Genomic DNA, 12,421 nt, shown 5'->3' with positions numbered 1-12,421 from the left:
CGGCCGACCTCAGCGTCCGTAGGGGGCGACGACGACCTCGACCCGCTGGAACTCCTTGAGGTCGGAGTATCCGGTCGTGGCCATCGACTTGCGCAGGGCCCCGATGAGGTTCGCCGTGCCGTCGGCGACCGGCGCCGGCCCGTAGAGCACCTCTTCGAGGGATGCGACCTGATCGACCTTGACACGGTTGCCGCGCGGCAGCTTGGGGTGGTGGGCCTCGGGGCCCCAGTGGAAGCCCTGACCCGGGGCATCCGTCGCCCGAGCGAGCGCGACGCCGAGCATGACGGCGTCGGCGCCCATCGCGAGCGCCTTGACGATGTCACCCGATGTGCCCACGCCGCCGTCGGCGATGACGTGGACGTAGCGCCCGCCGGACTCGTCGAGGTAGTCGCGGCGCGCGCCGGCGACGTCGGAGACCGCGGTGGCCATCGGCGCGTGGATGCCGAGCGTCGCGCGCGTGGTCGAGGCCGCTCCCCCGCCGAAGCCGACCAGCACACCGGCCGCACCCGTGCGCATGAGGTGCAGGGCTGCGGTGTATGTGGCCGCTCCTCCGACGATGACGGGCACGTCGAGGTCGTAGATGAACTTCTTGAGGTTCAGCGGCTGATCGACGGAGGAGACGTGCTCGGCCGAGACCGTTGTACCGCGGATGACGAAGAGGTCGACCCCTGCGGCGACGACCGTCTCGTAGAGGTCCTGCGTGCGCTGCGGCGTCAGGGAGCCTGCCACCGTCACACCCGCGGCGCGGATCTCCGCGAGGCGGTCGCGCACGAGTTCGGGCTTGATCGGCTCGGCGTACAGCTCCTGCATCCGCCGCGTCGCATCGACCGAGGACAGCGTCGCGATCTCGGACAGCAGCGGCTCCGGGTCGTCGTAGCGCGTCCACAGGCCCTCGAGATCGAGCACGCCCAGCCCGCCCAGCTGGCCGAGCATGATCGCGGTGCGGGGGCTCACCACCGAGTCCATCGGGGCGCCGAGCACCGGGATGTCGAACGAGAAGGCGTCGATCGTCCACGAGGTCGAAACATCCTCGGGGTTGCGCGTGCGGCGCGACGGCACCACGGCGATGTCGTCGAAGGTGTACGCGCGCCGGGCCCGCTTGGCGCGGCCGATCTCGATGTCCATGCTCACCACACCAGCCTAGCCGTCGTCAGAGACGTCACCACGGTTCGTCGACGCGCGGAGCGAGCGCGAGCACGGTCGCCTTGTCGCGCGGGAAGCACGCGGCGAACAGATCGGAGATGCGAGGATCACCCTCGGATTCGTCGGCGACCCGCAGACCGATCATCGTGTTGATCAGCATGCCCTGCGCCAGGAACTCCTGCGCGCGAGCAGTGGACAGTCCGAGATCCCGCACGTACTGCCATACCCGGGCGAATCCGTCGCGCGCACGCGGGCCGATGACCGGATGGGCGCCGAGCAGGAACGCATGCGAGAGGGTCTGGTGGAGCCCGCGCACGCGCAGCAGGCCGATGTACTCGTGCCCCATCCGCGCCTCGATCTCATCGTCCACGCCCGCACCGGCCGCACGTTCGAAGGCCTCGAACAGCAACCGCAACGTCTCATCGAAGGCCGCGAGGAACAGCTGCTCCTTCGTGCCGAACAGTCGCACCACGTAGGGCTGCGAGATATCGGCCGCGCGTGCGACGTCGTCGGTGGTTGTGCCGACGTACCCCTTCGCTCCGAACACGGCGATCGCGGCCTCCGTGATCAGCGCGCGGCGCTCCTCGGAGCTCAATCGCTTCTTCGACGCCATCGTTTCGGAAGCCATGTTGACATGTTATCAGTCGATAACTACAGTCGCCTCAGTTTAGTAATCATTCGATTACAACCGAAAGGACGACTCCTCGTGTCGACTCCCTCACGCCCCTTCGCCCTCGTCGTCGCTGCGACATCGCTCCCGATGTTCATGGCGACGCTCGACAACCTCGTCATGACCAACGCGCTGCCCGCGCTCCACACCGAACTCGGTGCGAGCGTCGAGCAGCTGCAGTGGTTCGTCAACGCCTACACGCTCGCGTTCGCCTCGACGATCCTGCTCGCCGCCGCCCTCGGCGATCGGCTCGGCCGACGATCGGTCTTCCTCGTCGGAATCGCCGTCTTCGGGATCGGTTCCGTACTCGCGGCCCTCAGCACCGATCCGACGCAGCTCATCGTCGCCCGAGCTGTGCAGGGCTTCGGCGGCGCAGGGGTACTCCCCCTCTCGCTCGCTCTGCTCTCGGGCGGCGTTCCCATCCAGCGCCGCCCCCTCGCCATCGGCATCTGGGGCGGCGTCTCCGGGCTCGGTGTCGCGGTGGGACCGCTCGTGGGCGGCGCCGTCATGGAGGGCTGGAACTGGCAGGCCATCTTCTGGCTGAACGTGCCCGTCGCCATCGTCGCCATTCCGCTCGCCCTCTACGCGCTCGGCAACGACCGCGGCGAGCGCGCCCGCATCGACGTCGTCGGCACGATCGTCTCCGGCGTGGGCGTACTGGCTCTCGTGCACGCGGTCGTCCGCGGCAACGACGACGGATGGGGCTCCGCATCCGTCGTCGGCGAGATCGCCGCGGCCACGGCCCTGATCCTCGGCTTCCTCGTCTGGCAGTGGCGATCGAAGGCGCCCCTCATGCCGCTGCGCCTGTACCGCGACCGCTCGTTCACCCTCACGAACGTCGTCGGCATCGCCTTCAGCTTCGGAACCTTCGGCGCCGTCTTCCTCCTCATCCAGTACCTGCAGGTCGTGCAGGGCGCCTCTCCGCTCGAGGCGGCGCTGCAGACGACGCCCTGGACCATCGCCCCGATGTTCGTCGCGCCGCTGGCCGGCGTCTTCTCGGGGCGCATCGGCACCAGGGCCCTCATGGTCGCCGGCCTCGCCTTCCAGGCGGCGGCCCTCGCCTGGATCGCGACGATCCTCTCGACCTCGCTCGACTACCCCTCTCTCATCGCGCCGTTCCTGCTCGCGGGGATCGGCATGGGACTCGTCTTCGCCCCCTCCGCGACGGCGCTGCTCGCAACCCTCGGGCTCGTCGACCACGCCAAGGCATCAGGGGTGAACTCGACCCTTCGCGAGATCGGCGTCGCGCTCGGAACCGCCGTCATGACCGCGATCTTCGTAGGCGCGGGCGGCCAGCTCCTCCCCGACTCCTACGTGGATGCGGCACGGCCCGCTGTCTACGTCGGCGCCGCCGTTCTGGTCATCGCCGCCGTCGCGGCCCTGTGGCTGCCGGCCGGCCGATCGGCGCGCCCCGCCACCGAGACGCCCGCCGCATCCGCATCCGCCTCCGCTCGCGAGGAGGTCGCTGTCGGCGTCTGAGCACGGCCCGAACTCCTGCAGAACGCGCCTCTTCGGCTTCCGGCCCCGGGAACCAGGCGATTCTGCAGGAGTTCGGTCGCGCCGCTAGCCGGCGGACGCGTCCGGTGACGGCGCATCGGCGTCCGGCGTCGCACGCGGTCGGGATAGCAAGCGCGTGAGCGGGCCGTCGACGAGGAACAGAAGGAAGGCGAGCGAGCCGGCGAGCGGACTGAGGGCAACGACACCCGCCGAGATGATGAGGGCGCTGAGCGCTCCGCCGCCCTGGATGCGGGCCTCGGAGAGCGGGAAGTCGGGCATCGACCGATCGCGCGTGCGCATCGCCCACGCCCACTGGGCCCAGCTGCATCCGATCGCCAGCAGGAAGTTGATCGGCAGAAGCATCCGCCCGAGCACCAGGTCGGTGAACTCGTTGTTGATCGTCGAGGTGAAGGGCACGAGCACGATGAAGAAGAGCCGCGCCGAGTTGATCCACGTACCGAGCGTGTCGATGCGGGAGATGTGCTCGAACTGCTCGACGTGCGCCCGCCACATCAGGCTCAGGATGAGGAAGCTGATGAAGAACGTGAAGAACGGCTGCGTCATGCCGACCAGCGCCGCCCACAGGTCGGCGTCGGTGCGCACGCCGTCGAAGGTGCGGGCCGTCAGATCCAGCACGAGCAGGGTGGCCGCGATGGCGAACACGCCATCGGTGTAGGCCTCGAGCCGCCGCGTCGAGACAGTGGCCTCGGGGTGCTGACGCCTGCGGATCACGAGCGTCAGCGTAGCCCCGGCACGCGAAACGCCGCACCCCGACGGGATGCGGCGTTTCGGACGGGCTCGGTCAGCGCTTGTAGTTGGGCGCCTCGACCACGATCTGCACGTCGTGCGGGTGCGACTCCTTGAGCCCTGCCGGGGTGATCCGCACGAAGCGTCCCTTGGCCTTGAGCTCCTCGACGGTGCGCGCACCGACGTAGAACATCGACTGGCGAAGGCCTCCCACGAGCTGGTAGGCCACAGCGGACAGCGGCCCGCGGTAGGCAACCTGACCCTCGATCCCCTCGGGGATCAGCTTGTCGTCGTTGGGAACGTCGGCTTGGAAGTAGCGGTCCTTGGAGTAGGAGGTCTTCTTGCCGCGCGTCTGCAGCGCGCCGAGCGAACCCATGCCGCGGTACAGCTTGAACTGCTTGCCGCCCTGGAAGACGATCTCGCCCGGGGACTCGTCGGTGCCGGCGAGGAGCGAACCGAGCATCACGGTGTCGGCACCGGCGACGAGCGCCTTGGCGATGTCGCCCGAGTACTGCAGGCCGCCGTCGGCGATGACCGGCACGCCGGCCTCGCGTGCGGCCTGGAAGGCTTCCCAGATGGCTGTCACTTGGGGGACGCCGACGCCCGCGACGATGCGGGTCGTGCAGATCGAGCCCGGTCCGACGCCGACCTTGACGGCATCCACGCCGGCGTCGATGAGCGCCTGGGCACCCTCGCGGGTCGCGACGTTGCCGCCGATCACGTCGATGTCGGCGAACGACGGGTCCGCCTTGATACGACGCACCATGTCGATGACACCCGCCGACTGCCCGTTGGCGGTGTCGACGACCAGCACATCGACGCCGGCGTCGCGCAGCGCCTCCGCGCGCTCCCATGCGTCGCCGAAGAAGCCGATGGCAGCACCGACGCGCAGACGCCCCTGGTCGTCCTTCGTGGCGAGCGGGTACTTCTCGCTCTTGTCGAAGTCCTTGATGGTGATGAGACCGGCGAGCTTGCCCTCCTCATCGATGAGGGGCAGCTTCTCGACACGGTGCTTCGCGAACGCCGCGATCACGTCACCTGCGCTGACGCCGACCGGAGCGGTGATGAGGTTCTCGCTCGTCATGACGTCGCGGACGTAGGTCGTGCGGCGTTCGAAGCCGGAGACGAAGCGCATGTCGCGGTTCGTGATGATGCCGACCAGGTGCCCCTCCTCGTCGACGACGGGGAGCCCCGAGATGCGATACTGGGCGCACAGCGCGTCAACCTCTTCGACCGTGGCGTCGGGGGTGGTGGTGACGGGGTCGGAGATCATGCCGGACTCGCTGCGCTTGACACGGTCGACCATCGCGGCCTGATCGGCGATGGAGGCGTTGCGGTGCAGGATGCCGAGACCTCCCTCGCGGGCGATCGCGATCGCCATGCGCGCCTCGGTGACCGTGTCCATCGCCGCCGAGATCAGGGGCGTCGCCACCGTGATGCGGCGGGTCACGCGCGAGGAGGTGTCGGCCTCGCTCGGGATGACATCGGTGTGCCCGGGAAGCAGCAGGATGTCGTCGTAGGTCAGTCCGACGAAGCCGAACGGGTCGTTGTTTTCCATCGCGCTCTCCTCCCCCGCCGGCACTCGCGGATGCGGCGGGTCGCCTTAGACCTCAGACGCGGGAGCAGGCCCCGAACACCGGCCGATCACGGTCCGGGCGAGGGTTTCCCGACGTCTGTCGATTGTAAGCGGCCACGGATGCGGATTTGTTCCCGCATCCGTTATCGCGCGCGCACGTCCGCGAGCTCCGACGTATCCACAGGGGCGGGCGACAGCGGGATGCGCGATTGCGGATTACGTAGGCTCGGACGGCATCCGGTGACGGAATCCGTCGATGAGGCGATCGTGGCCGGGGCGTGTCCTCGCTGAAACACGACGGACACAATACGCTCGTAGCGTCGTCGTCATTGCCGATGCCGACCGCATCCTGGGTGCGTGTCCCCGACTGGAGGTTCCGTGGTTTCCACCACTGCGACCGAGAGACGATCCCTACCCGGGATTCTTCTCCTCTTCGCCGCGCTCATCGTCGCGCTGCTGACCTTTATCCCTACCGCGGCTCACGCCGAGACGACCGATGACAGCGCCAAGCAGACCGAGGTCTGCGCCCCCAGCGCCACCGTCGGCTGCCTCTCCGGAACGCTGCGCGACGCCGGAGCGGGAGTCGTGGTCACCGCCACCGGTCCCGGCGGCACCGTCTCCACCGAGACCGACGACGACGGCCGCTGGTCGCTGAGCGTCAAGCAGCCCGGGGAGTACTCGGTCACTGTCGACGCGGACACGCTGCCCGACGGCGTCACCCTGAGAAGCGACGAACCGCAGGTTCGGACCGTGACGCTCGGCGCCAACACCGCCGCACTGTTCTCGCTCGAATCGGCCGGCGGCAGCGGTGACGGCGGTACCACGAACGGCGGCACGACGGCCGACTCCGGATTCAACTGGGACCGCCTCGCCCAGCAGGCGGCGTCCGGACTCCGGCTCGGACTGCTGCTCGCACTCGCGGCCGTGGGACTCTCGCTGATCTACGGCACGACCGGCATCTCGAACTTCGCCCACGGCGAGCTCGTGACCCTCGGCGGTCTCCTCGCCTTCGTCTTCGCGAACCTGCTGGGGCTGAACATCTGGCTCGCCGGCATCATCGTCATCGTGCTCTGCGCCGCCTTCGGCTACACGCAGGATCTGGCGATCTGGAAACCGCTGCGCAAGAAGAGGCTCTCGCTCACGCAGCTCATGATCGTCACGATCGGCATGTCGCTGGCACTGCAGTACGTGTTCCAGTTCTTCATCGGCGCATCGACCGTGCGTATCGTCATGGCCAACCCGAAGCCCGTGCAGATCGGCCCCGTCTCGCTCAGCCAGGACTCGCTGATCGCCATGGGCATCGCGGTCGTGGTCCTCGTCGCCGTGGGCCTGTTCCTGGTCAAGACCCGCGTCGGACGCGCCACCCGCGCAGTCAGCGACAACCCGGCTCTGGCCGCCGCATCCGGCATCAACGTCGACGGGGTGATCCGCCTGATCTGGACCGCATCGGCGGCGCTGGCCGGACTCGCCGGCATCCTGCTCGGTCTCGTGCTCAACGGCATCAACTGGATGACGGGCATGCAGCTGCTGCTGCTGCTCTTCTCCGCGGTGACCCTGGGCGGTCTCGGCACCGCCTTCGGCGCCCTGTTCGGCGCCCTCATCATCGGGATGACGGTCGAGCTGACGAATATCTGGCTGCCGGGCGACTTCAAGTACGCGACAGCCCTGCTGCTGCTGATCCTGCTGCTGCTGGTGCGACCTCAGGGTCTGTTCGGTCGTAAGGAACGGGTGGGCTGACACATGGAATTCCTGAACCTCCTCACCCAGATGGCGGCCAGCGCCATCTCACCCGCCACGGCGGCCTTCGCCATCGCGGCGATCGGCCTGAACATCCACTTCGGCTACACGGGTCTGCTCAACATGGGCCAGGCGGGCTTCATGCTGCTGGGCGCCTACGGCTTCGCCGTGTCGATCGGCGCGGGCCTCGGATTCTGGCCGTCACTGCTGATCGCGATCATCGCGGTCGTCATCTTCAGCCTCATCCTGGGCATCCCCACGCTGAAGCTGCGCGGCGACTACCTCGCGATCGTCACGATCTCGGCCGCCGAGATCGTGCGCATGGTCGGGCGCTCCTCGATCATGGGTCCCATCACCGGCGGCTCGAACGGCCTCCCCGGTGCGACCTACCGTGACCCGTTCAACGAGCTCTCGTTCCTGCCGGACGGCTCCACGACCATCCTCTGGTTCACGTACGAGAACAACGGCGTGAGCGGATGGTGGATCCGCATCGTCGCCTGGGCGCTCGTCGCGGTCTTCCTCGTGCTGGTGTGGCTGCTCATGCGCAGCCCGTGGGGTCGTGTGCTCAAGGGCATCCGCGAGGACGAGGATGCGGTGCGCAGCCTCGGCAAGAGCGCCTACTCCTACAAGATGCAGGCACTGGTGCTCGGCGGTGTGCTCGGCGCGTTCGCCGGCATCATCTACGTGCTCCCGTCCTCCGTCCAGCCGGACGCACTCGGACGCTCGACGACGTTCTTCATCTGGACCGCGCTTCTGCTGGGCGGCGCCGCGACCATCTTCGGACCCGTGCTGGGCTCGATCCTGTTCTTCGCGGTGCGCATCTTCATCCAGGGCATCACCGACATCGTCGTGCCCGACTCGATCATGTCCACCCAGCAGACCGATCAGTTCTCGTGGATCGTGATCGGCATCGCGCTGATGCTCCTGGTGATCTTCCGACCACAGGGCATCCTCGGCAGCAAGAAGGAGCTGAGCTTCAATGTCTGAGCCGATCACGGCGGCCCAGGCGGCCGCACAGGAAAGCCTGTCGCACGTCGCGCAGACGCCCGGCGCACCGAAGCCCGACCCCATCCTCGTCGTCGACAACATCATCCGCCGCTTCGGCGGTATGACGGCCGTCGACGTCGACCACCTGGAGGTTCAGCGCGGCGCCATCACGGCCCTCATCGGCCCCAACGGTGCGGGCAAGACGACGTTCTTCAACCTCATCACCGGCTTCGACAAGCCGACGAGCGCGAAGCGCGCCTTCGGCGGGCCGCCGGCCGACAAGGCGGCCAGATGGTCGTTCGACGGCCGGACGCTGGGGAGCACCGCCGCATCCAAGGTCGCCCGCAGCGGCATGGTGCGCACCTTCCAGCTCACGAAGGCGCTCTCGCGCATGACAGTGCTCGACAACATGCTGCTCGGCGCGCGAGACCAGCCCGGCGAGAACATGGCCGTGGCTCTGATCCCCGCGCTCTGGCGCAAGCGGGAGAAGGAGATCACCGAGAAGGCGATGGATCTCCTGCAGCGCTTCAAACTGTACGAGAAGCGCGAAGACCTCGCAGGCTCCCTCTCGGGCGGGCAGAAGAAGTTGCTCGAGATGGCGCGTGCTCTCATGAGCGACCCGAAGATGATCATGCTCGACGAGCCCATGGCGGGTGTGAACCCGGCGCTCACGCAGTCGCTGCTCGGACACATCCAGGCCCTGCGCGACGACGGCACCACGGTGCTGTTCGTCGAGCACGACATGCACATGGTGCGCCACATCTCCGACTGGGTGGTCGTGATGGCGCAGGGCGCGATCGTCGCCGAAGGCCCCGCGGGCGAGGTCATGAACCAGCAGGCGGTCGTGGACGCGTACCTCGGTGCGCACCACGACACCGACCTCGGTGACGACTCGCTGCTCGACACCTCGGTCATCCAACAGCTCGAGGCCGAGGCGGAGGCCGCCGACGCGGCCGCCGAGCGGCAGATCGACGAGGCGCTCGGAAAGGAGCACCGTTCATGACGAACGCGACCGAACCGGTCCTCGTCGCGAAGGACCTGCACGCCGGCTACCTGCCGGGGGTCAACATCCTCAACGGCGTGAACATCGTCGCCCACCCGGGCGAGCTCATCGGCATCATCGGCCCGAACGGCGCCGGCAAGTCGACGTTCCTGAAGGCGGTGTTCGGCCAGGTGTCGATCCGCGGCGGCTCCGTCACACTCAAGGGCACCGACATCACCGGCTGGAAGCCGAACAAGCTGGTCTCGACCGGTGTGGGGTTCGTGCCGCAGACCAACAACGTGTTTCCCTCGCTGACGATCGAGGAGAACCTGCAGATGGGCATCTACCAGAAGCCGCGGAAGTTCCGCGAGCAGCTCGACAAGATCTTCGAGATCTTCCCGGTGCTCGCCGACCGTCGCGATCAGCGCGCCGGGTCCCTCTCGGGCGGTGAACGCCAGTCGGTCGCGATGGCCCGTGCGCTCATGATGGACCCGTCCGTGCTGCTGCTCGACGAGCCCTCGGCCGGCCTGTCGCCCGTCCGCCAGGACGAGACCTTCATCCGCACCCGGCGCATCAACAAGGCGGGCGTGAGCGTGATCATGGTCGAGCAGAATGCGCGCCGCTGCCTGCAGATCTGCGACCGCGCGTACGTGCTCGACCAGGGACGCGACGCCTACACGGGCACAGGGCGCGAACTCGCCAACGACCCGAAGGTCATCCAGCTCTACCTCGGCACGCTCGCAGCCGACGTGGATGCGGACAAGTCCGCACCCGCATCCGGTGCCGCCCCTACCGCACCCGCGACCGCAGAGCCTGCTCCCGCGGGCACCGTCACGCCCGACGAGCAGGTCCCGACCTCGGTGACCTCCGGCTCGAGCGCGGCGGAAGACCTGCCGCCCGGTGCGGAGCCCATGTCGGAGCCGGGCGTGGAGCCCGACGCCGGCAAGGCCTGAGATCCGCGCGGCGCCACACGCCGCCTGAGCGCTCCGAAGGGGGCGGATGCACCCGCATCCGCCCCCTTCTCCGTTGCCGGCCCTCAGCCCCGCTCCTGCGGCGCGGAGCCTCGGTTCCCGCCCCACCTCGCCGCGCGCCCACCCCACCGCGCGCCCTGTGCTCGCCCGCGCGAGCCGCCCGTTCGAGAGACCCGAAACGCGACCCGAACACCCCCGGCGCGACAACACGCGTCCCTCCAACACAGGCGCCGCCCGTTCAAGAGACCCCAAACGCGACCCCAACGCCCCCGGCGCGACAACACGCGTCCCTCCAACACAGGCGCCGCCGGTTCAAGAGACCCCAAACGCGACCCGAACGCCCCCGGACACGACAACACGCGTCCCTCCAACACGCGTCCCTCGAACACAGGCCCCACCCGTTCGAGAGACCCGAAACGCGACGCCAACGCCCCCGACACGACAAGAGGCGTCCCTCGAACGCGCAACCCACACGCTCAAGAGACCCGAGCGGGACGAGGGCGGGGCGAATGCGGGGCGAGGGCGGGACGCGCGCGAGGGCACCGCCCCGGAAACGCACGAACGCCCCCGGGCGGACCCGGAAACGCACGAACGCCCCCGGGCGGACCCGGGGGCGTTCGTGTGAGCGGAGCAGTCAGATCAAGACTTGCCCTCGACAGCGCTCTGCCAGACGGGCTTGTTGTCACCGTCGAACTTGTAGATGCCGATGAAGGCGCTCGAGGGATCGTTCTTGTCGTTGAACGGTCCCGTACCGGCGACACCCGTGTAGTGGATGTCCTTGCCGCCGGCGATGAGCTCCTTGCAGTCCGCGTACGTGGAGCACTCCTCGCCACCCGTCGCGCCCGACACCGCCGCCAGGTTCGCCTGGATGGTCGCGGGGTCGGTGGCGCCGCCCTTCAGGGCCGCGAGGGCCGAGAGGATGACGGCGTCGTACGACTCAGCCGAGTAGGAGTAGTCGTCCAGGGCCGAGCCCTCGACCGACTTGTGCCACGCGGAGGCCTTCTCCTTGAAGTCCTCGGCGGGGTTGGCACCAGGAATCGTTCCCTGTGCTCCCTCGAGGGTTCCGGGCTCGAAGTCCTTCGAGAAGTCCGACGTGTTGCCGTCCGTGTAGTAGGTGCGGGACATGTCCCAGCCCTGCGACACGAGCTCGGGGATGATCGCCTTGGTCTCGTCGAAGGCGATGATCACGATCGCGTCGGGGTTGGTGGCCAGCGCCGCCGTCACCTCGGACGAGAAGGTGGTCTGACCGGGAGGGAACTCCTGGCCGGCGCCCTTGGCGCCGTAGGTGACCGCTCCACCCGCGCCCGTGACCGTCTGCTCGATCACATCGCGCAGACCCGTGCCGTACGCGTCGTTGAACACGAGGAAGGCGATGTTCGCGTTGCCGTCGCTCGTGATGAGCTGACCCAGCGCGGAACCCTGCACCGTGTCCGGCGGAGCGGTGCGGAAGTAGAAGGGCGAGTAGCCCGAGAGCGACGCCGCCGTGTTCGCGGGCGAGATCTGCACGATCGGGCTCGCGCTCTTGGTGAGCTTGTCGACGACGTTCAGCGACACCGAGGAGGATGCGGCGCCGATCACGATCGAGACCTTCGCGTTGATGAGCTCGTCGGCCGAGGCGGAGGAGACCGTCATGTCGTTGCTGTCACCGGAGTCGGTCCAGAACGTACATGCCTTGTCGCCCGCGGCGACGATGTCGTCGACAGCCAGGCCGACACCGGCGATCTCGGGCGGGCCGAGGAATGCCAGGGTTCCGGTGGTGGGCAGCAGGGTGCCGACCTTCAGGATGTCAGCGCTCGTGGTGCCGTCGGCGCAGTTCTGCGCCGAGTAGTCGCCGCCACCTGCGTCTGAGCTGCCGGAGGGCGCTGCTTCGCCCCCGCCGGCACACCCGACGAGCGCAAGCGCCGAGACGCCCGCGAGGGCGGTCGCGGCAAACCACGCCTTCTTGGAGTGAACCATCTGGTTCCGTCCTTTCACTCTTCAATGCGCGACCTGGACGCCGCGTTGCGCCAGAAGCTAGCCGCGCATTGTTACGAGTGTGTTGTAGGCGCGCGTCGCGCACAGTCCCCGCACCCTTTCGCGACGAAATCGTTATGAATCACGCCGCTTTTCGA

At 68.3% G+C, this 12,421-nt stretch carries 9 protein-coding genes and 1 pseudogene; 5 read left to right on the top strand and 5 right to left on the bottom strand.

Going from position 1 to position 12,421, the window contains the following annotated elements; genetic code table 11:
* Window positions 1–9 precede the first annotated feature (9 nt).
* Window positions 10–1,125, bottom strand: a complete 1,116-nt coding sequence (locus PQV94_RS03480; RefSeq protein WP_274288211.1) for a GuaB3 family IMP dehydrogenase-related protein — start codon at window positions 1,123–1,125, stop codon at window positions 10–12.
* Window positions 1,126–1,159: 34 nt separating this feature from the next.
* The gene (locus PQV94_RS03475; protein WP_274287412.1) at window positions 1,160–1,771 is read right to left on the bottom strand and encodes a TetR/AcrR family transcriptional regulator; all 612 of its coding nucleotides are present in this window, start codon (window positions 1,769–1,771) and stop codon (window positions 1,160–1,162) included.
* A gap of 78 nt (window positions 1,772–1,849) precedes the next feature.
* On the opposite strand from PQV94_RS03475, the gene PQV94_RS03470 reads away from it, so the two are divergent.
* Window positions 1,850–3,292 carry a DHA2 family efflux MFS transporter permease subunit gene (locus PQV94_RS03470; RefSeq protein ID WP_274287411.1) on the top strand — a complete coding sequence of 481 codons (1,443 nt, stop codon included), beginning with the start codon at window positions 1,850–1,852 and terminating at the stop codon, window positions 3,290–3,292.
* An 84-nt stretch (window positions 3,293–3,376) separates the two neighbouring features.
* On the opposite strand, the gene PQV94_RS03465 is transcribed toward PQV94_RS03470, so the two are convergent.
* On the bottom strand, window positions 3,377–4,042 hold the full coding sequence (locus tag PQV94_RS03465; RefSeq protein WP_274287410.1) for a TMEM175 family protein: 666 nt from the start codon (window positions 4,040–4,042) through the stop codon (window positions 3,377–3,379).
* 70 nt (window positions 4,043–4,112) lie between these two features.
* On the bottom strand, window positions 4,113–5,615 hold the full coding sequence (gene guaB, locus PQV94_RS03460; protein ID WP_274287409.1) for an IMP dehydrogenase: 1,503 nt from the start codon (window positions 5,613–5,615) through the stop codon (window positions 4,113–4,115).
* A gap of 396 nt (window positions 5,616–6,011) precedes the next feature.
* Between guaB and PQV94_RS03455 the strand changes: the two genes are divergently transcribed.
* From PQV94_RS03455 to PQV94_RS03440, 4 genes and pseudogenes are all read left to right on the top strand, one after another.
* Entirely contained in the window at window positions 6,012–7,370 is a 1,359-nt protein-coding gene (locus PQV94_RS03455) for a branched-chain amino acid ABC transporter permease (RefSeq protein ID WP_274287408.1), read from the top strand.
* 3 nt (window positions 7,371–7,373) lie between these two features.
* A complete protein-coding gene (locus tag PQV94_RS03450; RefSeq protein ID WP_274287407.1) occupies window positions 7,374–8,357 on the top strand; it encodes a branched-chain amino acid ABC transporter permease in 984 nt (327 codons plus the stop codon).
* Complete coding sequence (locus PQV94_RS03445) at window positions 8,350–9,360, top strand: ABC transporter ATP-binding protein (RefSeq protein WP_243226849.1); 1,011 nt, start codon at window positions 8,350–8,352, stop codon at window positions 9,358–9,360. The genes PQV94_RS03450 and PQV94_RS03445 overlap by 8 nt, the downstream gene beginning before the upstream one ends.
* Window positions 9,357–10,106 (top strand): annotated as a pseudogene (locus PQV94_RS03440) (ABC transporter ATP-binding protein); the annotation flags it as partial. The gene PQV94_RS03445 and the pseudogene PQV94_RS03440, both read left to right, overlap by 4 nt.
* An 843-nt stretch (window positions 10,107–10,949) precedes the next feature.
* Here PQV94_RS03440 and PQV94_RS03435 read toward each other — a convergent pair.
* Window positions 10,950–12,266, bottom strand: coding sequence for an ABC transporter substrate-binding protein (locus PQV94_RS03435; RefSeq protein ID WP_274287406.1), 1,317 nt, complete (start codon window positions 12,264–12,266; stop codon window positions 10,950–10,952).
* Between the last annotated feature and the right edge of the window lie 155 nt (window positions 12,267–12,421).

Source organism: Microbacterium sp. Clip185 (genome assembly GCF_028743715.1).
Taxonomy (GTDB): Bacteria; Actinomycetota; Actinomycetes; order Actinomycetales; family Microbacteriaceae; genus Microbacterium.
The sequence above is the reverse complement of the archived record's forward strand: the minus strand, read 5'-3'. Positions and strand labels throughout refer to the sequence as shown.